21 protein-coding genes are annotated in these 21,913 nt (G+C 62.2%); 13 read left to right on the top strand and 8 right to left on the bottom strand.

The window, feature by feature from the left end; all coding sequences use genetic code 11:
- The first annotated feature begins 119 nt into the window (after nt 1-119).
- From OEZ49_RS18340 to OEZ49_RS18330, 3 genes are all read left to right on the top strand, one after another.
- The gene (locus OEZ49_RS18340) at nt 120-1,454 is read left to right on the top strand and encodes an NAD(P)-dependent oxidoreductase (RefSeq protein ID WP_263389658.1); all 1,335 of its coding nucleotides are present in this window, start codon (nt 120-122) and stop codon (nt 1,452-1,454) included.
- A 42-nt stretch (nt 1,455-1,496) separates the two neighbouring features.
- Entirely contained in the window at nt 1,497-2,801 is a 1,305-nt protein-coding gene (gene preA, locus OEZ49_RS18335) for an NAD-dependent dihydropyrimidine dehydrogenase subunit PreA (protein ID WP_263389657.1), read from the top strand.
- 98 nt (nt 2,802-2,899) lie between these two features.
- The gene (locus tag OEZ49_RS18330; protein WP_263389656.1) at nt 2,900-4,177 is read left to right on the top strand and encodes an MFS transporter; all 1,278 of its coding nucleotides are present in this window, start codon (nt 2,900-2,902) and stop codon (nt 4,175-4,177) included.
- Here the strand turns inward: OEZ49_RS18330 and OEZ49_RS18325 are convergent.
- Nucleotides 4,158-4,775, bottom strand: coding sequence for a TetR/AcrR family transcriptional regulator (locus OEZ49_RS18325; RefSeq protein ID WP_263389655.1), 618 nt, complete (start codon nt 4,773-4,775; stop codon nt 4,158-4,160). The two genes, OEZ49_RS18330 and OEZ49_RS18325, sit on opposite strands and share 20 nt — an antisense overlap.
- Nucleotides 4,776-4,937: 162 nt before the next feature.
- Here OEZ49_RS18325 and OEZ49_RS18320 point away from each other — a divergent pair, with 162 nt between their 5' ends.
- From OEZ49_RS18320 to hydA, 3 genes are all read left to right on the top strand, one after another.
- A complete protein-coding gene (locus OEZ49_RS18320) occupies nt 4,938-6,188 on the top strand; it encodes a Zn-dependent hydrolase (RefSeq protein WP_263389654.1) in 1,251 nt (416 codons plus the stop codon).
- A 76-nt stretch (nt 6,189-6,264) separates the two neighbouring features.
- On the top strand, nt 6,265-6,561 hold the full coding sequence (locus OEZ49_RS18315; RefSeq protein WP_164127000.1) for a hypothetical protein: 297 nt from the start codon (nt 6,265-6,267) through the stop codon (nt 6,559-6,561).
- 24 nt (nt 6,562-6,585) lie between these two features.
- Nucleotides 6,586-8,040, top strand: a complete 1,455-nt coding sequence (hydA, locus tag OEZ49_RS18310; RefSeq protein WP_263389653.1) for a dihydropyrimidinase — start codon at nt 6,586-6,588, stop codon at nt 8,038-8,040.
- A 5-nt stretch (nt 8,041-8,045) separates the two neighbouring features.
- Here hydA and OEZ49_RS18305 read toward each other — a convergent pair whose 3' ends face one another.
- Nucleotides 8,046-8,459: a cupin domain-containing protein gene (locus OEZ49_RS18305; protein ID WP_263389652.1), complete on the bottom strand. Its 414-nt coding sequence runs from the start codon at nt 8,457-8,459 to the stop codon at nt 8,046-8,048.
- Between the two features lie 32 nt (nt 8,460-8,491).
- On the opposite strand from OEZ49_RS18305, the gene OEZ49_RS18300 reads away from it, so the two are divergent.
- The 7 genes from OEZ49_RS18300 to OEZ49_RS18270 all read left to right on the top strand — a co-directional run bounded on the left by OEZ49_RS18300 (nt 8,492) and on the right by OEZ49_RS18270 (nt 14,649).
- Nucleotides 8,492-9,295 (top strand): ABC transporter ATP-binding protein, encoded by an 804-nt coding sequence (locus tag OEZ49_RS18300; protein ID WP_263389651.1) that lies wholly within the window; start codon nt 8,492-8,494, stop codon nt 9,293-9,295.
- Nucleotides 9,296-9,379: 84 nt separating this feature from the next.
- Nucleotides 9,380-10,294, top strand: coding sequence for an ABC transporter permease (locus OEZ49_RS18295; RefSeq protein WP_164127004.1), 915 nt, complete (start codon nt 9,380-9,382; stop codon nt 10,292-10,294).
- Nucleotides 10,294-11,139, top strand: a complete 846-nt coding sequence (locus tag OEZ49_RS18290; protein WP_263389650.1) for an ABC transporter permease — start codon at nt 10,294-10,296, stop codon at nt 11,137-11,139. The genes OEZ49_RS18295 and OEZ49_RS18290 overlap by 1 nt, the downstream gene beginning before the upstream one ends.
- A 72-nt stretch (nt 11,140-11,211) precedes the next feature.
- A complete protein-coding gene (locus OEZ49_RS18285; protein ID WP_263389649.1) occupies nt 11,212-12,198 on the top strand; it encodes an ABC transporter substrate-binding protein in 987 nt (328 codons plus the stop codon).
- Between the two features lie 169 nt (nt 12,199-12,367).
- Nucleotides 12,368-13,084, top strand: coding sequence for an ABC transporter permease (locus OEZ49_RS18280; protein WP_263389648.1), 717 nt, complete (start codon nt 12,368-12,370; stop codon nt 13,082-13,084).
- Nucleotides 13,077-13,811 (top strand): ATP-binding cassette domain-containing protein, encoded by a 735-nt coding sequence (locus OEZ49_RS18275; RefSeq protein WP_263389647.1) that lies wholly within the window; start codon nt 13,077-13,079, stop codon nt 13,809-13,811. The genes OEZ49_RS18280 and OEZ49_RS18275 overlap by 8 nt, the downstream gene beginning before the upstream one ends.
- Nucleotides 13,812-13,830: 19 nt before the next feature.
- The gene (locus OEZ49_RS18270; protein WP_263389646.1) at nt 13,831-14,649 is read left to right on the top strand and encodes a substrate-binding domain-containing protein; all 819 of its coding nucleotides are present in this window, start codon (nt 13,831-13,833) and stop codon (nt 14,647-14,649) included.
- Nucleotides 14,650-14,738: 89 nt separating this feature from the next.
- Here OEZ49_RS18270 and OEZ49_RS18265 read toward each other — a convergent pair whose 3' ends face one another.
- The 6 genes from OEZ49_RS18265 to OEZ49_RS18240 all read right to left on the bottom strand — a co-directional run bounded on the left by OEZ49_RS18265 (nt 14,739) and on the right by OEZ49_RS18240 (nt 21,810).
- Entirely contained in the window at nt 14,739-15,611 is an 873-nt protein-coding gene (locus tag OEZ49_RS18265) for a helix-turn-helix transcriptional regulator (protein ID WP_263389645.1), read from the bottom strand.
- Entirely contained in the window at nt 15,612-15,737 is a 126-nt protein-coding gene (locus tag OEZ49_RS18260) for a hypothetical protein (RefSeq protein ID WP_255455741.1), read from the bottom strand.
- Nucleotides 15,734-17,002, bottom strand: coding sequence for a c-type cytochrome (locus OEZ49_RS18255; protein WP_263389673.1), 1,269 nt, complete (start codon nt 17,000-17,002; stop codon nt 15,734-15,736). The genes OEZ49_RS18260 and OEZ49_RS18255 overlap by 4 nt, the downstream gene beginning before the upstream one ends.
- On the bottom strand, nt 17,002-18,186 hold the full coding sequence (locus OEZ49_RS18250) for a formate dehydrogenase subunit gamma (RefSeq protein WP_263389644.1): 1,185 nt from the start codon (nt 18,184-18,186) through the stop codon (nt 17,002-17,004). Before OEZ49_RS18250 ends, OEZ49_RS18255 begins: the two co-directional genes overlap by 1 nt.
- A gap of 123 nt (nt 18,187-18,309) precedes the next feature.
- Nucleotides 18,310-18,903, bottom strand: a complete 594-nt coding sequence (gene fdh3B, locus OEZ49_RS18245; RefSeq protein WP_164127012.1) for a formate dehydrogenase FDH3 subunit beta — start codon at nt 18,901-18,903, stop codon at nt 18,310-18,312.
- Nucleotides 18,904-18,915: 12 nt separating this feature from the next.
- Nucleotides 18,916-21,810, bottom strand: coding sequence for a formate dehydrogenase subunit alpha (locus OEZ49_RS18240; protein WP_263389643.1), 2,895 nt, complete (start codon nt 21,808-21,810; stop codon nt 18,916-18,918).
- Nucleotides 21,811-21,913 lie beyond the last annotated feature (103 nt).

Here is a 21,913-nt window from a genome sequence, read left to right as displayed (position 1 = left end):
CCGGGCGATTTCGCCCGGGTTTTTCATTTTTGACCGAAAGATAAATTTTACCAGTTGATAAAATTTCTGGATGTGGCAATCTCATCCCAATAACAAACATATCTTCAGGGAGAAGAGCGATGGCACAGGGCCAGATGGCTCCCGGCATTGTCGCCGGGCGGCTTTCCAGCGACGAACTTGCCGCGAATTTCGACGATCTGCATCCGGCCTATGCGCCGCATGAGGCGGCGGTGGCAGCGGATCGCTGCTATTTCTGTTACGATGCGCCGTGCCAGACGGCCTGTCCGACCGAGATCGACATTCCTCTGTTCATCCGGCAGATTCAGACCGGCCATCCCGAGGCCGCGGCGCGCACCATTCTGGATCAGAACATCCTAGGCGGCATGTGCGCCCGCGTTTGTCCCACTGAAACGCTCTGCGAAGAGGCCTGCGTGCGTGAGGCGGCCGAGGGCAAGCCGGTCGAGATCGGGCGGCTGCAACGCTATGCCACCGACACGCTGATGGCGCGCGGCGTGCATCCCTTTACTCGCGCGGCGCCCTCGGGCAAGCGGGTGGCGGTTGTCGGGGCTGGGCCTGCGGGTCTTGCCTGCGCGCATCGTCTGGCGATGCTGGGTCATGATGTGGTTATCCACGAGGCGCGGCCCAAGGCCGGCGGGCTGAACGAATTCGGCATTGCCGCCTACAAGGCGACCGGCGGATTTGCCGGGGCCGAGGTGGACTGGCTGCTGCAGATCGGCGGCATCACGGTTGAGCAGGGCTCGGCGCTGGGGCAAGGCCTTACGCTCGATGCGCTGCGCGCCGACTATGACGCGGTTTTCCTGTCGATCGGCCTGGCCGGGGTGAATGCCCTGCGCGCCGCGGGCGAGGACAAGGACGGCGTCCGCGATGCGGTTGATTTCATCGCCGAACTGCGCCAGGCGGGCGATCTGTCGGCACTGCCGGTGGGACGCAACGTGGTGGTGATCGGCGGCGGCATGACCGCGATCGACGCCGCTGTGCAATCAAAACTGCTGGGCGCCGAGAACGTGACCGTTGCCTATCGCCGCTCGCGTGCCGAAATGGGGGCGAGCCACTTCGAACAGGACCTGGCCGCCTCCAAGGGCGTCAGGCTGATGTTCAACGTGATGCCGGTGGCGGTGCATGGTAACGGGTCTGCGGTCGAGATCGAGCTGGAATACACCACCAGCGCGGGCGGCTCGGTGACCGGCACCGGAGAGACCGTGCGCCTGGCCGCCGATCAGGTGTTCAAGGCCATCGGCCAGACGCTGGAAGGCGCACCCGAGGGGCTGGAACTGGACGGGCGTAAGATCAAGGTCGACGGGTCGGGTCGCACCTCGGTTCCCGGGGTCTGGGCCGGCGGCGACTGTGCCAGCGGTGGCGAGGATCTGACGGTGACCGCCGTGGCCGAAGGCCGCGACGCCGCCATGGACATCCACGCCCAGCTGAGCGCGTGACACCGAACAAGGATGCGAAAGCACATCAGGGAGGCCGTACAAATGGCTGATTTGAAGACAAACTTTCTGGGCATCGAAAGCCCGAACCCGTTCTGGCTGGCCTCGGCGCCGCCGACCGACAAGGAATACAACGTTCGCCGCGCCTTCGAGGCCGGTTGGGGCGGTGTCGTCTGGAAGACGCTCGGCTCCGAAGGGCCGCCGGTGGTGAATGTGAATGGCCCGCGCTATGGCGCCATCTATGGTGCCGACCGGCGTCTGTTGGGCCTCAACAATATCGAACTGATCACCGACCGCCCGCTGGAAACAAACTTGGAAGAGATCGCGCGGGTCAAGTCGGATTACCCCGACCGGGCGGTGATCGTGTCGATCATGGTGCCCTGTGAGGAAGCGGAATGGAAAGCGATCCTCCCGCGGGTGGCCGAAACCGGGGCCGATGGCATCGAGCTCAATTTCGGCTGCCCGCATGGGATGAGCGAGCGTGGCATGGGTGCTGCGGTGGGCCAGGTGCCCGAATATATCGAAATGGTCACGCGCTGGTGCAAGACCCATTACGACAAGCCGGTAATCGTGAAACTGACACCCAACATCACCGATATCCGCTATCCGGCCCGGGCTGCGAAAAACGGCGGTGCGGATGCGGTTTCTCTCATTAATACAATCAGTTCCATCACGTCGGTGAACCTGGACAATTTCAGCCCCGAACCCTCGATCGACGGCAAGGGCAGCCATGGCGGCTATTGCGGCCCGGCGGTGAAACCGATCGCGATGAACATGGTGGCCGAGATCGCGCGCGACCAGGAAACGCAGGGACTGCCGATCAGCGGCATCGGCGGGGTGACCACTTGGCGTGACGCGGCCGAGTTCATGAGCCTCGGCTGCGGAACGGTGCAGGTTTGCACCGCGGCGATGACCTATGGTTTCCGCGTGGTCGAGGAGATGAAATCGGGCCTCAGCCAGTGGATGGACGAGAAGGGGTATTCCCGCGTCGAAGATTTCATTGGACGCGCGGTGCCCAATGTGACCGACTGGCAGTATCTGAACCTGAACTATGTGGCCAAGGCCAAGATCGACCAGGATCAGTGCATCAAATGCGGGCGTTGCTATGCGGCCTGCGAGGATACCTCGCACCAGGCGATTTCCATGTCCGAGGACCGGGTGTTCGAGGTGATGGACGACGAATGCGTCGCCTGCAATCTCTGCGTCGATGTCTGTCCGATTGACGGCTGTATCTCGATGGTGCCAATGAAGCCGGGCGAAACCGACCCGCGCACCGGCAAGGTGGTGCAGGCCGATTATGCCAACTGGACCACACATCCGAACAACCCGATGGCGCGCGCAGCGGAGTAATCCGAGAGAAGAGGCGGCTTGTCTCTTCCGGCGCCACTTGATTAAATTGATCTCAGGGGCGGCCCAATCGGCCGCCCTTGGCTTTTGGAGACTTGTTCATGGTGCGTCAGTTGCTGCCAGTCAGCACCCTGTTGCTGGGTTCGGCCCTGCTGCTGTTTGCCGGTGGCATGAACGGTCTGATTCTGCCGATCCGAGGCACACAGGAAGGCTTCAGCGCGGCGTCGCTGGGTCTGCTTGGTACCGGCTGGGCATTGGGCTATGTCGCAGGCTGTTTCTATACACCCAGGTTGGTGGGCAAGGTCGGGCATGTGCGGGCCTTCAGCGTGATGTCTGGATTTGCCGCTGTCGCCGTACTGCTCTCACTGTTGCTCCTTACCCCGTGGACGTGGATTCCCCTGCGCGCGATGTCGGGTTTCTGCTTCGCCGGGGCGGCGATGATTGTCGAAAGTTGGCTGAGCGAGCGGGCCGAGCCGAGCACGCGCGGCCGCATCTTCGGTCTGTACACGATGGTCAACCTCGGCGCCTCGACCGCCGGTCAGTTGGTGCTGACGATGGGCGATACGTCGGGATTTCTATTCTTTGTACTGCCCGCGATTTTCTACTGCCTGGCGCTGATGCCCACGGCGATGTCGTCCAAGGCAGTGCCCAAACCGCTGGTCAGTGTGCGGCTCGATCTGATGGCGCTGTGGCGCAACTCGCCCGTGGCGGTGATCGGTGTGCTCTGTGTGGGCGTGTCGAACAGCGCTTTTGGAACGCTGTCGGCGGTCTATGCAAATGGCATCGGCCTGGCGCTCGCGACCGTGGCGCTGTTCGCCAGCCTGCCGGTGTTGGCGGGTGCAGTGTCGCAGATCCCGATCGGCTGGCTGTCCGACCGGCTGGACCGGCGCGCGGTTCTGATCGGTGTGGCGGCCCTGGCACTGGCGGTCGATATGGTCTTCATCGCGCTGTCGCCCGAGTCGCGGATGCTGAACCTGGTGCTGGCCTCGCTTTTCGGCGCGGCGATCTATGCCATGTATCCTATCATCATAGCCCATGCCAACGACCATGCCGCAACGGATCAGGCGATCCAGGTCAGTGGCGGTTTGTTGATGCTCTACGGGGTCGGCGCGATTCTGGGGCCGTTGTTTGCAGGGTTCGGCATGGAAACACTTGGCAGCGCCGGATTGTTCATGACCTCTGCCGGGGCGCATGTGCTGCTGATCCTGTTCGCGGGCCTGCGCATCCTGCTGCGCGCGCCTGTGGCCGAGGCCGACAAGTCGAGCTTTGTGCCTAGTCCTTCTGCCCGTGCGACTACGCCGGAAACCGCGGCGCTCGCCAGCAGTGAGTCGGATCTGACGGAGACGGACGAAGCAGAGACTACGCCGGGCGCGGACTGAGCAGTTGCCGATAGAGAGTTTCGAGGAACACATCGGCACCATCGAACGGGTCTTCGTCTCCCAAAACGGCGCGCACCTGCACATCGAAATCCGCGTAATGCTGCGTCAGCGACCAGATCGAGAACAGCAGGTGGTAAGGGTGCACACGGGCGATCCGGCCCGCGTTCATCCAGCTTTCGAGAAGTGCCACCTTGTCATCGACCAGCGCCTTTAGATCCTCGCTCAGTGCCTGATAAATGCGTGGCGCACCCTGAACGATTTCATTGGCGAAGAGGCGGCTTTCACGGGGATAGTCGCGGCTCATTTCCAGCTTGCGATGGACATAGGCAAGTAGTTCGGCCAAAGGATCGCCGCTGTCATCAAGTGCGCGCAGCGGATCGAGCCAGGTGTCGAGCAGTTCAGCCAGCAACGCCTCGTGCATCGCTTCTTTCGACGAAAAGTAATAGAGCAGGTTGGGTTTGCTCAACCCGGCCTCTGTCGCGATCTGGTCCACCGTCGCCCCACGGAACCCATGCGCCGAAAAGACGTTCAGCGCGGCCTCCAGAATAGCTGCGCGGTTTTTCTTCTGGATACGGGTCGGCGCGCGGTCTTGCGTCATGATCTGCTGATTTTTCCTTCGCTTGCCCGTCGAAGCGACGGAATCTTGCAGTGGAACTCGGCTATTTCTTGACTGGTGTCAAACCCGTGATAGCGTGAGTTTGACCAGTTGGTCAAATAGCTAGGCCAGCAGTAACGCAAAGCAAGCAACAGGGGAACAGGTATGGCGGCTCCGGCACAGAATCTCAGAATCAACGGTGACCGGTTGTGGGACAGTCTGATGGAGATGGCCAAGATCGGCCCGGGCGTGGCGGGCGGCAACAACCGTCAGACCCTGACCGACGAAGATGGCGAGGGACGCGCACTGTTTCAGCAATGGTGCGAGGAGGCGGGCTGTTCCATGGGGCTGGATCAGATGGGCAACATGTTTGCCATGCGTGCGGGCACCGACCCGGATGCGCTGCCGGTCTATGTGGGCTCGCATCTGGATACCCAGCCCACGGGCGGCAAATATGACGGGGTGCTGGGGGTGCTGGCCGGGCTCGAGGTGATCCGCACCTTGAACGATCTAGGTATCCGCACCAAACATCCCATCGTCGCCACCAACTGGACCAACGAAGAGGGTACGCGGTATGCCCCCGCGATGCTGAGTTCCGGCGTCTTTGCAGGGATGCATACGCAGGACTGGGCCTATGCGCGCACCGACGCCGAGGGAAAGAGCTTTGGTGATGAACTGGCGCGGATCGGCTGGCGCGGCGAGGAAGAGGTGGGTGCGCGCAAGATGCATGCCTTTTTCGAGCTGCATATCGAACAGGGCCCGATTCTTGAGGCCGAGGGCAAGGATATCGGCGTTGTCACCCATGGCCAGGGGCTGAGCTGGACCCAGGTCACGATCACCGGCAAGGACGCGCATACCGGATCGACCCCAATGCCGATGCGGCGCAATGCGGGGCTGGGCATGGCGCGGGTGCTGGAAAAGGTGGACGAGATCGCGCTCAGCCACGCGCCCCACGCGGTGGGGGCGGCGGGCCATATCGACGTCTATCCGAACTCGCGCAACGTGATCCCGGGCAAGGTGGTGTTCACGGTGGATTTCCGCAGTCCCGAACTGTCGGTGATCGAGGATATGGAGGCGCGGTTGCGCGTCGAGGGCCAGAAGATCGCCGATGCGATGGGGCTGGAGATCGCCTTTGAGAAGGTGGGCGGGTTCGACCCGGTGGCCTTTGACGAGGGCTGTGTCTCGGCCATCCGCAACGCGGCCGAGCGGCTGGGGTACCGCCATATGAACATCATCTCGGGTGCGGGACACGATGCCTGCTGGATCAACCGGGTGGCACCGACGGCTATGGTGATGTGTCCCTGCGTGGACGGGCTGAGCCATAACGAGGCCGAAGAGATATCGAAGGAATGGGCTGCGGCCGGTGCCGACGTTTTGTTCCATGCGGTGGTCGAGACGGCGGAAATCGTGGAGTGATTGGGGGCCAGCCCCCAAACCCCCGCAGTATTTGAGGCGAAGTGAAGGACAAGGGATGGTGCCGGACACAGCCACAATGCGCAAACGGATAAGGGCGGCGATCGAGGCCGATCTTTCGGACGCGCCATTGGATGCGGTGGGCCGGGCCACGCTGCGCGATTTCGCGGCCTTGCGGCAAGAGCCGGAGGCGGTGGAGGTGCAGTTCAGCGGCGGCGTGATGGGGCAAGGTTGGGCGGTCACGCGGCCGAATGGCCCCTACCTGGTCGTCTACCTGCCGCAGGCGGGATGTTTCTCGCTCTGTGTCGAGGGGCCGTTCGGGCCGCTCGATATCGGGGTGCATGGCAATGCGATCGGCTGTTTCGGGTCGGTCTGACAAGAAAACAGGGAGTTCAAGAAAATGAGCACAGTCATCAGGAACGGCACCGTTGTGACCGCCGATCTGACTTATAAGGCCGATGTGCTGATCGATGGTGGCGTGATCACCGAAATCGGTGCGGGGTTGAAGGGTGACACCGAGCTGGACGCCACCGGTTGTTACGTGATGCCCGGCGGTATCGACCCGCACGTGCATCTGGAAATGCCCTTCATGGGCACCTACTCCAGCGACGATTTCGAGTCCGGCACCCGTGCCGGGCTGGCGGGCGGCACCACAATGGTGGTGGATTTCTGCCTGCCCAACCAGGGTGAGAGCCTGCTGGACGCGATCAAGCGCTGGGACAACAAATCGACCCGCGCCAATTGCGACTATTCCTTCCACATGGCGGTGACCTGGTGGGGCGAGCAGGTCTTCAACGACATGAAGACCGTGATCGACACCCGAGGCATCAACACGTTCAAGCATTTCCTTGCTTACAAAGGCGCGCTGATGGTGAACGATGACGAGCTGTTTGCCTCGTTCAATCGACTGGCCGAACTGGGCGGGATTGCTATGGTTCATGCCGAAAACGGCGATGTGGTGGCCGAGATGACGGCCAAGCTGCTGGCTGCGGGCAATACCGGCCCCGAAGCACATGCCTATTCGCGCCCCTCTCAGGTCGAGGGCGAGGCGACCAACCGCGCCATCATGATCGCCGATATGGCGGGGGTTCCGCTGTACGTCGTGCATACCTCGTGCGAGGAGGCGCATGAGGCGATCCGGCGCGCGCGCATGCAAGGCAAGCGCGTCTGGGGTGAACCGCTGATCCAGCACCTGACACTGGACGAGAGCGAGTATTTCCACCCCGACTGGGACCATGCCGCCCGCCGCGTGATGTCGCCGCCCTTCCGCAACAAGCAGCATCAGAACAGCCTGTGGGCAGGTCTGCAATCGGGCTCGCTGAGCGTGGTGGCGACCGATCACTGCGCCTTTACCACCGAGCAGAAACGTTATGGCGTGGGTGATTTTTCCAAGATCCCCAACGGCACCGGTGGGCTGGAGGACCGGATGCCGATGCTGTGGACCCATGGGGTGGCGACCGGTCGCCTGACGCCCAACGAGTTTGTGGCGGTCACATCAACAAACATTGCCAAGATATTGAATTGCTATCCAAAAAAGGGAGCGGTTCTGGTGGGCGCCGATGCCGATCTGGTGGTCTGGGATCCGGAAAAGTCCAAGACGATCAGCGCGGGCAGCCAGCAATCGGCGATTGATTACAACGTGTTCGAGGGCAAGGAGGTCAAGGGCCTGCCGCGCTTTACCCTGACGCGTGGCCAGGTGGCGGTGCATGACGGCGAGATCCGCACCCAGGAGGGTCACGGCAAGTTCGTGGCGCGTGAGGCGAATACCCCGGTCAACCGCGCGCTGAGCAACTGGAAAGAGCTGACCGCACCGCGTCCGGTGGAACGGTCGGGCATTCCGGCGACGGGGGTCTGATGCGCCTATTCGGGCACAAGCGCGTCCAGTTCGGGCAGGAGAACGACGCTCTCCTGCTCGTGCGGATCGGTGCGGGCCAGGATGGCGACCGCCTCGGTCTGGCCGGTGTTGATCGGCAGGTGCGGCACACCGGCGGGGATATAGATCAGATCACCCGCATTGGTTTCCATCCGGTGTTCCAGCGCAGGACCCCAATACATGACCGCCGATCCCTCGATCACGTAGATCGCGGTCTCGTGATCGGCGTGCAAATGGGCCTTGGCCCGGCCACCCGGCGGAATGCGCAGCATATGCATGCAAATGGATTGGGCGCCGGTCGTCTCGCGCGCGATCCCTTGAAAATAATTGAACCCCTGCTTGCCGGCATAGGTTTCGCCAAGGCGGAGTTTTTGGCAGGTTTCTGGCATCTGATCGGGCATCGCTCGGGGGTCTCCAACAGGACAATGACACTATGAATGGGACAGGGCAGCAGCCGGAGTTGTCAAGCGTGGTTTCGGCCAAGGGGCTGGATCTGACGTTTCAGACCAATGACGGCCCGGTTCACGCGCTCAAGGACGTGAACCTGGAAATCAACAAGGGCGATTTCGTCAGTTTTATCGGGCCGTCAGGTTGTGGCAAGACAACGTTCCTGCGGTGCATCGCGGCGCTCGAGACACCGACGGGCGGCAGCCTGACGGTGAACGGGATGACGCCCGACGAGGCGCGGCGCAAGCGCGCCTATGGCTATGTGTTCCAGGCGGCGGGGCTGTATCCTTGGCGCACCATCGCCAAGAATATCAAACTGCCGCTCGAAATCATGGGCTACTCCCGGCAAGAGCAGGATCAACGGGTGAGGGAAGTTCTGGAACTTGTTGATCTTGCTGGATTTGGCGGCAAGTTTCCCTGGCAGCTCTCTGGCGGGATGCAACAGCGGGCGAGTATCGCGCGGGCGCTGGCCTTTGACGCTGATATCCTGCTGATGGACGAACCGTTCGGGGCGTTGGACGAGATTGTGCGCGACCACCTAAATGAACAATTGCTGGCGCTTTGGGCGCGGACGGGCAAGACGATCGGCTTTGTCACCCATTCAATTCCCGAGGCGGTTTATCTGAGTACCCGCATCGTGGTGATGAGCCCACGACCGGGCCGGATCACCGATGTAATCGAAAGCCCGCTGCCCAAGGAGCGGCCGCTCGACATTCGCGACAGCGCCGAGTTCATCGAAGTGGCGCATCGGGTGCGCGAGGGGCTCAGGGCAGGACACGCCGATGAGTGAGCGGGGTTCAAGTATCAAGGCGGGGTGGACAAGAAATCCCCATGACTTTTCTCCGCCCGTGACAGGTCGGGCCGGAGGTGCGCCATGAAACAGATAATGGCTGTTTTGACCGTGGTCGCGACGCTGATCGGCCTTTGGTATCTCGCCTGCATTCCGATGAACATGCAAGGCGTTCTGGTCGAGGCCGAACGCGCGGGGGCGGAGGTAGCGCCGCCAGATGCTGCGGCGCGACGCGAGATGGGGGGCGTATCATTGGCATTGCGCAACGGGTTTGCCGTTCCGGCAACTTGGGCGCAGGAACGTCCCCGTCTGCCCGCGCCGCATCAGGTGGCGGTCGAGCTGTGGGACACCACGGTTCTGAAGAAGATCACGTCGAAGCGCAGCCTTGTCTATCACGGCTGGGTAACGCTGAGTGCCACGCTTTTGGGCTTTGGTATCGGCACTGTTTTGGGCGTGTTGCTGGCGGTGGGGATCGTGCACAGCCGTGTCATGGACATGTCGGTGATGCCCTGGGCCATTGTCAGTCAGACCATCCCGATCATCGCGCTGGCGCCGATGATCATCGTGGTGCTCTATTCGGTTGGCGTTCAGGGGATCATCCCCAAGGCGGTGATCTCGGCCTATCTGAGCTTTTTCCCGGTCGTGGTCGGCATGGTCAAGGGGCTGCGCAGCCCCGATGCGATGCAGCTTGACCTGCTCAGGACCTACAGCGCCTCGAAGGGCGAGACCTTTTGGAAGCTGCGCCTGCCTGCGTCGATGCCCTATCTCTTTGCCTCGCTCAAGATCGGTATCGCCGCCTCGCTGGTCGGTGCTATCGTGGGCGAGCTGCCCACTGGTGCGGTTTCCGGTCTCGGCGCGCGCCTGCTGGCAGGCAGTTACTATGGCCAGACCGTGCAGATATGGTCGGCGCTATTTGGCGCCGCGATCCTGGCGGCCTGCCTGGTCGGGCTGTTGGGGCTGATCGAGAAAACGGTGCTGAAACGGATGGGGATGGCCTGATGACGCTGGTTGCCTTTGCTCTTGTCCTCTGGGGATTCGGCTGGTGGCTCAACACTCGGCTTGCCGAAGGGCCGCATTCCGACACCCGGGCCGTTAGGTTGGCCATTCCATTGATCTTTGGTGCAACCGTTCTGATCGTGTGGGAGCTGGTGGTGCGCGGATTGAACGTGCCGCTGGTGATCCTGCCCGCGCCGTCGCTGATTGCGGCCCGGTTTGTAGGGAGCCTCCCGATCCTTTGGGCAGATTTCGTGCAGACATTCGTCAAGGGGGCGCTGAGCGGTTATCTGATCGGCTGCGGTGCAGCCTTTCTGATGGCGGTGGCGGTGGATCGGTCCGATTTCCTGCGGCTGGGCCTGTTGCCGGTGGGCAATTTCGTGGCGGCCCTGCCCATCGTCGGCACCGCGCCGATCCTGGTGATGTGGTTCGGGTTTGACTGGCAGTCGAAGGCCGCCGTGGTAGTGGTGATGGTGTTCTTTCCCATGCTGGTCAATACAGTGGCGGGCCTGCGCGAGACTACGGCCATGCAGCGCGACCTTATGGAGACTTATGCCGCCAGCTATTGGCAGAGTTTCTTCAAGCTGCGTTTACCTGCCGCGATGCCGTTCATCTTCAACGGTTTGAAAATCTCGACCACGTTGGCGCTGATCGGGGCAATCGTGGCCGAATTCTTCGGCTCGCCGACACTGGGCATGGGGTTCCGCATCTCGACCAGTGTCGGGCAACTGGCCCTGGACATGGTCTGGGCCGAAATCGTTGTGGCGGCGCTGGCGGGAACGCTGTTCTATGGGTTGGTGGCATTGATCGAACATCATGTCACCTTTTGGCACCCTTCGCAGAGACGCTAGGCTGACAGATATGCGACAAGATCCCGGACCGAACCGGGGCACAGAATTGAACAACCAACAAGGAGTGAAATCATGAAGAAACTGTTGAATGGCGCGGCGCTTGCCCTGGCCCTGGCCGCTGGCCCGGCTCTGGCGGCCGACGAGGTCAAGCTGCAACTGCAATGGGTGACCCAGGCACAGTTCGCTGGCTATTACGTGGCGCTGGACAAGGGATTCTATGACGAAGAGGGGCTGGATGTGACCATCCTGCCCGGCGGCCCCGATATCGCCCCGCCGCAGGTGCTGGCCGGTGGTGGCGCCGATGCGATGCTGAACTGGATGCCCTCGGCACTGGCGGCGCGGGAAAAGGGCCTGCCGGTGGTGAATATCGCGCAGCCCTTCAAAACTTCGGGCCTGATGCTGACCTGCTGGAAGGATACCGGCATTACCGGACCGCAGGATTTCAAGGGCAAGACCATCGGCGTCTGGTTCTTTGGCAATGAATACCCGTTCCTCAGCTGGATGAGCCAGGAGGGGATCAGCACCGATGGTGGCGCCGACGGGGTGACCGTGCTGAAACAGGGTTTCAACGTCGATCCGCTGCTTCAGCGTCAGGCCGACTGCATCTCGACCATGACCTATAACGAATACGGTCAGGTGCTGGATGCCGGTGTAAGCGAGGACGAGCTGGTCACCTTCAAATACGAGGACATGGGCGTCGCCACGCTGGAGGACGGCATCTATGTGCTCGAGGACAACCTCAAGGATGACGCGTTCAAGGACAAGATGACCCGCTTTGTGCGCGCCTCGATGAAGGGCTGGAAATATGCCGAGGCCAACCCGGACGAGGCCGCGGGCATCGTTCTGGACAATGACGCCACCGGCGCCCAGACCGAGGCGCATCAGGTCCGCATGATGGGCGAGATCGCCAAGCTGACCGCCGGCTCGAACGGCGCGCTGGATCCGGCCGATTTCGACCGTACGGTTGCCACACTGCTGGCTGGCGGCTCTGACCCGGTGATCACCAAGGCGCCCGAGGGCGCCTGGACGCACGAGATCACCGATGCGGCGCTGAAGTAACGCTTGAGGCCCTACGTCGGGGATTTACCCGGTTGGCGCGGTCCCTTTGGGACCGCGCTTTTTCCTGTCCAAATGTCGGTTTTGTTTGAGACGCCGAGGCGAAGCGTGGTACGCATTTAGTTGAAATTCATGCGCCTGAGAACAGTGAGATAGCATATCAGAGAAGATAATGCAGAATTTTGCGCAAGAAATGCAAGCTGCCTTTGCCCTGATTCTGACTGGCGATTCCGAATTGCTAGGCATTGTCGGGTTGTCGCTGCGGGTGTCGCTGCTTGCGGTTCTGTTTGCGGCTCTGATCGGCATGCCGCTGGGCGCTGCGCTGGCGGTGGGTCGGTTTTCGGGCCGCCGTGCGCTGGTGGTATTGGTCAATGCGCTGATGGGGCTGCCGCCGGTGGTGGTGGGGCTGCTTGTCTATCTGATGCTGTCGCGCTCGGGCCCGCTTGGGGTGTTGCAGCTGCTTTACACTCCGACTGCGATGATCGTCGCGCAGGTGGTTTTGGTCACCCCGATCATCGCCGCTCTGACCCGACAGGTGATCGAGATGCTGGATGCCGAATATGCCGAGCAGATGCGCAGTCTGGGCCTTTCGCGGCTGGCCACGGTTCCGGTCCTGTTGTGGGACGGCCGGGTGGCGCTGCTGACCGCGTTGCTGGCCGGTTTTGGGCGTGCCATTGCCGAGGTCGGCGCGGTGATCATCGTCGGCGGCAATATCAACCACGTCACCCGGGTGATGACCACGACAATCGCGCTGGAGACCTCAAAGGGAAACCTGGCGCTGGCTTTGGCGCTGGGGACAGTCTTGATCGCCATTGCAGTCACTGTAAACGCGATGGTCAGCCTGCTCGGGCAGCGGTCCGAAGCGCAGGACGAGGTCCGGCATGCGTGATTTCTGCGGAGGACATGGTGTGCTGATCGAAGCCACGGGCCTGCGCTTGGTACGCGGCGACAAACTCCTTCTGGACATTGCGCATCTGCGGTTGGGCGGACCGGGGCCGACGGTGATCCTGGGGCCGAACGGTGCCGGAAAGAGCCTGCTGTTGCGCTGCTTGCACGGGCTAATCCGCGCGGATACGGGGCAGGTGTGTCAGGACGGGGTGCCGTTGAACAAAATCCAGCGAATGCGGCAGGCGATGGTCTTTCAGCGCCCGGTCCTGTTGCGCCGCTCGGTGGCGGCCAATCTCGACTTTGTGCTGCGAAGAAGGGGTTTGTCGCGCTCCGCGCGGCGAGAGCGGATCGCCGATTTACTGGCAACAGGCGGATTGAGCGGACGGGAGCGGCAATGGGCGCGATCGCTGTCGGGGGGCGAGGCTCAGCGCCTTGCGATCCTCAGGGCGCTGGCGACCGAGCCGGATGTACTGTTCCTGGACGAACCGACCAGTGCGCTCGACCCCGGAGCCACCCAGGCGATCGAGGCCCTGGTGATGCGTGCCAGCGCCCAGGGGGTGCGCATCGTTATGGTGACCCATGACATCGGGCAGGCTAGGCGTCTGGCGCGGGACGTGGTTGTGATGATCGGCGGTCAGGTGGCCGAACACGGGGACGCGGAACGTGTGTTCGGCGATGCAACGCATGGAACGGTCCGACGCTTTCTAGCTGGCGACCTGATTTTCTGAACAAGACGGAGAGAACTCGATGTTCGAAACATGGATCAAGGCCTGCGCTGTTGCGCTGGCCATCGTTGGGGCAGGGACCGCACTAGCGGCCGAAGAGTTCATCGTGGTCCAGTCCACCACGTCGACGCAGAACTCGGGGCTTCTCGACCATATCCTTCCCGCGTTCGAGGCGGAAAGCGGGATCGAGGTGCGGGTCGTCGCCGTTGGGACCGGTCAGGCGATCAAGAATGCGACCAATGGCGATGGAGACGTGTTGTTGGTGCATGCAAAAGCGGCGGAAGAGAAATTCGTGGCCGAAGGCTGGGGCGTTCAACGGTTCGACGTGATGTACAACGATTTCGTGCTGGTGGGCCCGGCAGCGGATCAGGCAGGTATCAAGGGGGGGGCGGATGTGGTCGCTGCGATGACCGTCATCGCCAAGGCGCAGGCGCCCTTTGCCTCGCGCGGCGATGACAGCGGTACGCACAAGGCGGAACTGCGCCACTGGACATCCGCCGGCGTGGATGTCGCCGCCGCTTCGGGCGGCTGGTATCGCGAAACCGGATCGGGGATGGGCGCAACGCTGAACCTGGCCGCCGGCATGGGTGCCTATGCGCTGACCGACCGCGCGACCTGGATCGCCTTTGCCAACAAAGGCGACCTTGAGATCATGGTCGAAGGCGACACGCGACTTTTCAACCAGTATGGCGTGATCCTGGTCAACCCGGAGAAGCACCCGGGCGTAAAGGCAAAAGCCGGTCAAATGTTTATCGACTGGCTGATCGGGTCAGACGGCCAAGCTGCGATCGCATCCTTTACACTGGACGGGCAGCAACTGTTCTTTCCCAACGCCAGGTAAGAAGACCGCGCGGAGCGCGAGTTTTTCGTCAAAAAAATTCTGCCTCCGGCGGGAGTACTTCCGCGAAATGAAAAGGCTGGAGCCGCGCGTCAGCCAGACGCGCTGTTCCGGTGGACTGTCCCAAGCCCGGAGATGTCATACCCGCCAAGTTCGGCGGCCCGCGCTGCAAAATCTGGTGACCGCAAGAACTGCATAAGACGCTGCATCGGCGGATCAAACGCGGCGCGGCGCCAGATCGCCAGATCAAATCGTTCTTCATGGGTAGGGATGAAGATCAGCCCATGCGACGCAGCCAGCGCGCCCAGGCCAAAGCCCACCTCGGCCTTGCCGGTCTGGAGCAGAACGGCAAGGTCTTCTTCGGTGCGGGCGCGGTTCTCAAGTGGGTTGATATCGTCCATCGTCAGGCCGCAAGCCGAGAGTTCGGCACAAAACAAGTGTTGGCTGGCCGCACTGTCCTGGCGCATCGCGACCTTTCGGCCGCGCAAATCGCCGAATCCAGCAACACCTTTGACCTCTGGCGTCAACAACAGGCCACGGCTGCGGCGGGTGATCTCGATCAGGACCACCGGCGCCTCGCCCATGGTTTCGGCAAGGGTTTCGACATTGAAACCGTTTTCCTCGCGAATGTGCAGTGCGGCTGCTTGTGCGTTGCGGGCCTTTAGCCGGTCGAGCCCATCGAAAGACCCATCGTAATAGGTTGCCAGGCCCGATCCGCTTTCGCGCAGCGCCCAGTCGAGCAGCGGGTCGTGACTGCCGGCCAGAATCGGTGGTAGTGGAGGTTCCGCCACCTGCGGTCCGGCGTGGGAAGCGTTCAGCCAAACCAGGATCTCGGCTCGGGGAAACAGCAGTTTGCCCATGGCGCGCACATGCGGAATCTCACCCGAAGAGGCAAGGTCGTAAGCCTTTCGCTCGCCGATCCGAAGCAGATCGGCAAGCTCGCGGGTGGTCAGGTACTCGGGCATTCAGTCGAGGCGTACGTCGTTGCCAGTGGCCCGGTCGGCCGCGGAAAAGCCGAACTGGTTCAGCGCATAGGGGGCGGCCACGGTCACGACGATCATCATGACAACAGCGCTCAGAAAGGCTTTCATTTCTGGTTCTCCACTTGAGTGGCCCGATGCAGGTAGGTGACCAGATCGGCGCGGTCCTGCGCTTCGGTGATCCTCTGCATCGGCATCTTTGATCCCGGAATGTAATGGTCCGGGCCGAGGTCGAAAAGCAAATTGATCGTTTCGTCGGTCCAGACGATATCCGATTCTTTCAGCGTATCCGAATACAGGTAGCCGGGCAGGGTGCCGGCAGGGCGACCAAATATACCAAAAAGCGTTGGGCCGGCCTTGCGCCCGCCTTCGGGCGTCAATGCATGGCAGATCGAGCATTTGCGCGCGAACTGACGTTCGCCATTCTCCATCTGGTCCGGGTCTTTCAGGAAACTACGGTCCGTTTCCGCCATCTTGCCATGTTCGTCCAGTGAATCGATGGGCCAGCTGTACATGGTGTCGGCAATACCGCCTGCGTGGATGTTCTTGCCATCAGCGGAGAAGGCCAGCGCCCAGACCGGTCCGTTCAGCGTGGCGCGGAAGTCCCGAGCGATACGCCATGCTGACGTGTCGATCACCATGATGTAACCTTCTCCATCTCCGACGGCGAGGTGACGGCGGTCTGGGCTCAGCGCCAGGGCCAGGATGGGGCGGCGATCCAGGGTGAAGTCACGTTCCGCCCCGGTTTCGAGATCCAGAATGCGGGTCACACCGTCTACTGCGCCATAGGCTAGCCAGCCGTCGCTTTCATTCAGCACGATCTCGTTGATTCCAAAGCCGTGGCGGATAACCTGGCGGATTTCCTGTCCGCTGCTCACATCCCATAGCCGCAGCACGCCGTCCATGCCGGCAGAATAGAGGTGGGAACCGTCAGCGCTGAAGGCGACCGCGTTCACTCCTGCCCCGGTCGGACCCAGCAAGTGGCTCGTTGTACCGTCTTGCGGCCAGAGGCCGATGGTTCCGTCCCAACTGGCGGTAGCCACGTGGGTTTCGGACAGCGCCACGCCTACGATCTTGCCCTTGTGCTGGCCGGCAATGCCGCCACCCGGCCAGCGGCGCAGGGTAAAGTCGTCACTGACCGAATAGAGCGCGGTGCCATTGAACGCGACCGCGTTGACCGCTGCCTCATGCCCCTCCAGCCAGTTGGCCTGTGTCCCGGTCCACAGACCCACGGAATTGTCGAAACTGGCGGTGGCGATGCGCCCGTCAGGGGCGGTAGCGATGCCCATGATCGGGCCGCCGTGCCCCTTGAGGGTAAAGAACTCTGCCGCCGCGGTTGCGGGCAGCAGGATCATCGCCAGCGCCAGCGCCCGCATCATTCGGCCGGTGTGGGCTTTCCCTGGGTGGCTTCGGCCGATTTGACCTCGTCCAGCCACAGCGAATGGTGTTCACGGGCCCATTGTTCTTCGACTTCGCCGGTCCCCATCGCGTCAAAGGCGCCTTCCATACCCACCGAACCAAGATAAATATGGGCAATGATGATGGTGATGAAGGCAAAGGCCACGATGATGTGCCAGAGCTGGGCGAACTGCATCTCTTGATGCGGGCCCATTGTTTCAGAGAGCGTCAGGCCCATCATCTGCGGCAGACCGGTAGCGTTGGCCAGCGCAAAGGTCTTGGCGAACATCGGCATTTCAAACGGGAAGAGCAGCGAGAGACCCGAAAGAGAGATGGACACGCCCAGCAGGATGCAGAGCCAGAAGATGATCTTCTGCCCGGCATTGAACTTCTTGGCCGGTGGGTGGCTGCCCTTGCTGAACAGCCCGCCGCCGACGGCGAGCCATTTGAGGTCGTGCCGGTTGGGGATGTTATGGGCGATCCAGTTGAGAGTGACGATCACCAATCCCAGCATGAAGGCCCAGGCGATATTATTGTGCAGCCACTTGCAGGCCAGCGCGACGGTCGCAAAGGCCTCCTTGCCAATCAGGGGGATCAGGAAGTCACGACCATAAAGGGTGATCAAGCCCGATACCGCCAGCACAAGAAAGGATCCGGCGAACAGCCAGTGGCCAAAGCGCTCGAAATCCGTGAAGCGTGTGACTGTCCGACCGGTCTTTTCGCCGTCGATGCGGATCTTGCCGCGAAGCAGGTAGAACAGCACCAGAACGACAACCATACCACCCAGGGCATAGGTCCCATACTCGCGCAGCAGACCCGCACGGAAAGTCACCCACCACATGCCGCTGTCTTGGATGATGACGTCCGCCGCAGGCCCTCGGGCCGAGACGGTCACGTCGGCCGAACCATAGCGCAGGGCGCGGTAGATGTCGCTGTCCGAGGCGCCTCCACGAATGCCGAGCTGGGCCTCATAGGGCGACTCCTGGCTTCCGGTTTCACTGGAGCGATAGGTCGGATCGACCTTTTCCCCACGCTGACGGGCCAGAATATCCTCCAGCGTGGTGGCGCCACCGGTGGCAGATCGGTCGGGGGTTGCTTGCTCTTGTGCCCAGGCAGGCAGGGCGAGGCAGATAAGACAGAGGAGGAGTCGCAGAACCGGCATTTTACCCTCTTCGGCGGATCGCAGAAATCTTGCCCGCCGCAAGGCGGAGCGGAGCGCTTTCAATGAAAACTCAAGCGGGGGACTGGCGCGGCAGGGCCGCGCCAGTCTGGTGTTCAGGCGAGATCATCCGCCTTTCTGGTCATAGGCCGTGCCCCAGCCCCAGGCGCCCGAACCGAAGCCACGGGCCACCACGCGTTCGCGGTAGATGGCCGAGACCACATCGCCATCGCCCGCCAGAAGTGCCTTGGTCGAGCACATTTCGGCGCAGATGGGCAGCTTGCCCTCGGCGATCCGGTTACGCCCGTACTTGGCAAATTCGGCGGTGGAGTGGGTTTCCTCGGGGCCGCCGGCGCAGAAGGTGCACTTGTCCATCTTGCCGCGCGATCCGAAGTTGCCCGCCTGCGGATATTGCGGCGCGCCAAAGGGGCACGCGTAGAAGCAATAGCCGCAGCCGATGCACAGGTCCTTGGAATGCAGCACCACGCCGTCTTCGGTCTGGTAGAAGCAGTCCACCGGGCAGACCGCCATACAGGGGGCATCCGAACAATGCATGCACGCCACCGAGATCGAGCGCTCGCCCGGCTTGCCGTCATTGATAGTCACCACCCGGCGGCGGTTGATGCCCCAGGGCACCTCGTGCTCGTTCTTGCACGCGGTGACGCAGGCGTTGCACTCGATGCAGCGTTCAGCGTCGCAGAGAAACTTTGCTCTTGCCATGATCGGTCCTCCTTACGCTGCCCAGATCTTGCAGAGAGTTGCTTTGGTCTCCTGCATCTGGGTCACTGAATCGTAGCCATAGGTCTGGGCGGTATTGGACGCTTCGCCCAGGACATAGGGGTCGGCCCCGGCCGGATATTTCGACCTGAGATCGTCGCCCTGGAAATGCCCGCCAAAGTGGAAGGGCATGAAGGCCACGCCGGCGCCGACCCTTTCGGTCAGCATCGCCATCACCTTGACCTTGCCGCCCTCGGGACCTTCGACCCAGACCTGTTGCCCGTCGCGAATGCCCAGATTGTTGGCATCGCGGGGGTTGATCTCGACGAACATGTCCTGCTGCAACTCGGCCAGCCAGGGGTTCGAACGCGTCTCGTCGCCGCCGCCCTCGTATTCGACCAATCGGCCCGAGGTCAGGATGATCGGATAATCCTTCGAGAAGTCGTTCTTCTGGATCGACGCATAAAGCGTCGGCAGACGATAGAACTTGCGGTCCTCGTAGGTTGGATAATCCGCCACCAGATCGCGCCGGTTGGTATAGAGCGGTTCACGGTGTACAGGGATCGGATCCGGGAAGGTCCAGACCACGGCACGAGCCTTGGCATTGCCGAAGGGCGCGCAGCCATGCTTGATCGCCACCCGCTGGATGCCGCCTGAAAGGTCGGTCTTCCAGTTGGTCTTTTCGGCCGCTACAGCATCGATCGCCGCACGTTCCTCAGGCGTCAGGTCGCCGTCCCAGCCCAGGTCCATCAGCATCTGCATGGTGAACTCAGGATATCCGTCCTGGATCTCCGCACCCGGGTTCGACACGCCTTCGGCCAGAAGGTTGTCGCCATCCCGCTCGACCCCGAAACGTGCCCGGAAGCACAGACCGCCTTCGGCAACCGGCTTGGACATGTCATAGAGGTTGGGCGTACCCGGATGGCCCATCTCGGCGGTGCCCCAGCAGGGCCAGGGCAGGCCATAGTACTCGCCGTCGTTGGGACCGCCCACCGCTTGCAGCGTCGTCCTGTCGAACGTGTGCTGGTTGGCCATGTGGCTCTTGATCCGCTCGGGCGACTGGCCGGTATAGCCGATAGTCCAAAGGCCCGAGTTGAACTCCCGTGTGATGCTCTCGACGTTGGGCGTTTCCGGGTCATCCATTTCGATGTTCCGGAACAGCCGGTCGGCCCAGCCGAACTTGTTGGCGAACTTGGCCATGATGACCTCGTCCGGCAGCGATTCGAACAGCGGATCGACAACCTTGTCGCGCCACTGGAGCGAACGGTTCGACGCCGTGACCGAGCCGCGGGTTTCGAACTGTGTACAGGCCGGCAGCAGGTAAACCCCGTCGGTCCGGTCATGCATGACAGCCGAGACGGTCGGATAGGGGTCGATCACGACAAGCATGTCGAGCTTTTCCATCGCCGTCTTCATTTCCGTGCCACGGGTCTGGCTGTTGGGCGCGTGCCCCCACAGTACCATGGCGCGGACGTTGTTGGGCTGGTCCATGTTCTCCGGGTTTTCCAGCACGCCGTCGATCCAACGGCTGACCGGAATACCGGTTTCCAGCATCAGCGACTTGTCCTTGCCGTCCTTGTCCTTGACGGTGGCGAACTGCGCCTTGAGCCAGTCCATGTCCTCGCCCCAGACCCGGCCCCAATGGCCCCAGGCACCAGCTGTCAGGCCATAGTAGCCCGGCAGGGTATGGCTGAGCACGCCAAGGTCGGTTGCCCCTTGCACGTTGTCATGGCCGCGGAAGATGTTCGTGCCACCTCCGCTCGTGCCCATGTTGCCCAGCGCCAGCTGGAGCACGCAATAGGCGCGGGTATTGTTGTTGCCATTGGTATGCTGAGTGCCGCCCATGCACCAGATCACGGTGCCGGGGCGGTTGTTGGCCATCTGCATCGCCACTCGGCGCAACTGGCTTCCGGGCACGCCAGTGACGCGCTCGGTCTCTTCGGGGGTCCATTTCGCGACTTCGGCACGGATCTGGTCCATGCCCCAGACGCGGGTGCGGATGAATTCCTTGTCTTCCCATCCGTTTTCAAAGATGTGCCACAGGATGCCCCAGACCAGCGCCACGTCGGTGCCGGGCCGGAAGCGCACGTATTCATCGGCATGCGCGGCCGTGCGGGTGAAGCGCGGGTCGCAGACGATGAGCGGTGCGTTGTTCTGCTCCTTGGCCTTCAGAACGTGCAACAGCGAGACGGGATGCGCCTCGGCCGGGTTGCCGCCGATGATGAAGATGGCCTTGGAATTATGGATGTCGTTGTAGCTGTTCGTCATCGCGCCGTAGCCCCAGGTGTTGGCAACACCTGCAACGGTCGTCGAGTGACAGATACGCGCCTGATGATCCACGTTGTTCGTGCCCCAATAGGCGGCGAACTTGCGGAACAGATAGGCCTGTTCGTTGTTGTGCTTGGCGCTGCCCAGCCAATAGACGCTGTCAGGTCCGCTTTCATAACGGATCTTCATCATGCCGTCGCCGATCTCGTTGATCGCCTGTTCCCAGCTGATGCGCTTCCACTCGCCGCCCTCTTTCTTCATCGGGTACTTGAGGCGGCGTTCGCCATGGGCATGTTCGCGGACCGAGGCCCCCTTGGCGCAGTGGGCGCCCAGGTTGAACGGGCTGTCCCAGCCGGGCTCCTGCCCGACCCAGACGCCGCTCTTGACTTCGGCGATGACGGTACAGCCCACCGAACAATGGGTGCAGACCGATTTCACGGTCTCAACGGCGGATCCGGCTGCCGTCTGGGCGCTGGCCTGCGTCACGGTACCGCCCGTGGCGCTGATCGCGGCAAGGCCGCCGATCGCCAGACCCGAACCGCGCAGGAACGCGCGGCGGTCGACATGGGTGTCGCCGACCTGAGACAGGATCGAAGTCCGCTGGGGGCGTCGCGCAACCCCGTTGGTCTTTTTCCTTAGCATCTTTTTCCTCCCGTGCTGGCCACGACCATCGTGGCTGGCTTGGTACTCTCCGAAACCGGTGTCAGGGCCTCACGCAACCGTCGACCGGGGGTTGACGGCGTCC

It is taken from the genome of Ruegeria marisflavi (assembly GCF_025673445.1).
GTDB lineage: Bacteria > Pseudomonadota > Alphaproteobacteria > Rhodobacterales > Rhodobacteraceae > Ruegeria_B > Ruegeria_B marisflavi.
The sequence above is the reverse complement of the archived record's forward strand: the minus strand, read 5'-3'. Positions and strand labels throughout refer to the sequence as shown.

Bases quoted from the DNA above. Each gene is read 5' to 3' on its own strand.
- OEZ49_RS18270 (WP_263389646.1), top strand. From the start codon at position 13,831: ATGTTCGAAACATGGATCAAGGCCTGCGCTGTTGCGCTGGCCATCGTT.
- OEZ49_RS18285 (WP_263389649.1), top strand. From the start codon at position 11,212: ATGAAGAAACTGTTGAATGGCGCGGCGCTTGCCCTGGCCCTGGCCGCT.
- OEZ49_RS18305 (WP_263389652.1), bottom strand. From the start codon at position 8,459: ATGCCCGATCAGATGCCAGAAACCTGCCAAAAACTCCGCCTTGGCGAA.
- OEZ49_RS18275 (WP_263389647.1), top strand. From the start codon at position 13,077: ATGCGTGATTTCTGCGGAGGACATGGTGTGCTGATCGAAGCCACGGGC.
- OEZ49_RS18255 (WP_263389673.1), bottom strand. From the start codon at position 17,002: ATGCGGGCGCTGGCGCTGGCGATGATCCTGCTGCCCGCAACCGCGGCG.
- hydA (WP_263389653.1), top strand. From the start codon at position 6,586: ATGAGCACAGTCATCAGGAACGGCACCGTTGTGACCGCCGATCTGACT.
- OEZ49_RS18280 (WP_263389648.1), top strand. From the start codon at position 12,368: ATGCAGAATTTTGCGCAAGAAATGCAAGCTGCCTTTGCCCTGATTCTG.
- OEZ49_RS18340 (WP_263389658.1), top strand. From the start codon at position 120: ATGGCACAGGGCCAGATGGCTCCCGGCATTGTCGCCGGGCGGCTTTCC.
- OEZ49_RS18315 (WP_164127000.1), top strand. From the start codon at position 6,265: ATGCGCAAACGGATAAGGGCGGCGATCGAGGCCGATCTTTCGGACGCG.
- OEZ49_RS18295 (WP_164127004.1), top strand. From the start codon at position 9,380: ATGAAACAGATAATGGCTGTTTTGACCGTGGTCGCGACGCTGATCGGC.
- OEZ49_RS18250 (WP_263389644.1), bottom strand. From the start codon at position 18,186: ATGCCGGTTCTGCGACTCCTCCTCTGTCTTATCTGCCTCGCCCTGCCT.
- preA (WP_263389657.1), top strand. From the start codon at position 1,497: ATGGCTGATTTGAAGACAAACTTTCTGGGCATCGAAAGCCCGAACCCG.
- OEZ49_RS18265 (WP_263389645.1), bottom strand. From the start codon at position 15,611: ATGCCCGAGTACCTGACCACCCGCGAGCTTGCCGATCTGCTTCGGATC.
- OEZ49_RS18330 (WP_263389656.1), top strand. From the start codon at position 2,900: ATGGTGCGTCAGTTGCTGCCAGTCAGCACCCTGTTGCTGGGTTCGGCC.
- OEZ49_RS18260 (WP_255455741.1), bottom strand. From the start codon at position 15,737: ATGAAAGCCTTTCTGAGCGCTGTTGTCATGATGATCGTCGTGACCGTG.
- OEZ49_RS18290 (WP_263389650.1), top strand. From the start codon at position 10,294: ATGACGCTGGTTGCCTTTGCTCTTGTCCTCTGGGGATTCGGCTGGTGG.
- OEZ49_RS18325 (WP_263389655.1), bottom strand. From the start codon at position 4,775: ATGACGCAAGACCGCGCGCCGACCCGTATCCAGAAGAAAAACCGCGCA.
- OEZ49_RS18320 (WP_263389654.1), top strand. From the start codon at position 4,938: ATGGCGGCTCCGGCACAGAATCTCAGAATCAACGGTGACCGGTTGTGG.
- OEZ49_RS18240 (WP_263389643.1), bottom strand. From the start codon at position 21,810: ATGCTAAGGAAAAAGACCAACGGGGTTGCGCGACGCCCCCAGCGGACT.
- fdh3B (WP_164127012.1), bottom strand. From the start codon at position 18,903: ATGGCAAGAGCAAAGTTTCTCTGCGACGCTGAACGCTGCATCGAGTGC.
- OEZ49_RS18300 (WP_263389651.1), top strand. From the start codon at position 8,492: ATGAATGGGACAGGGCAGCAGCCGGAGTTGTCAAGCGTGGTTTCGGCC.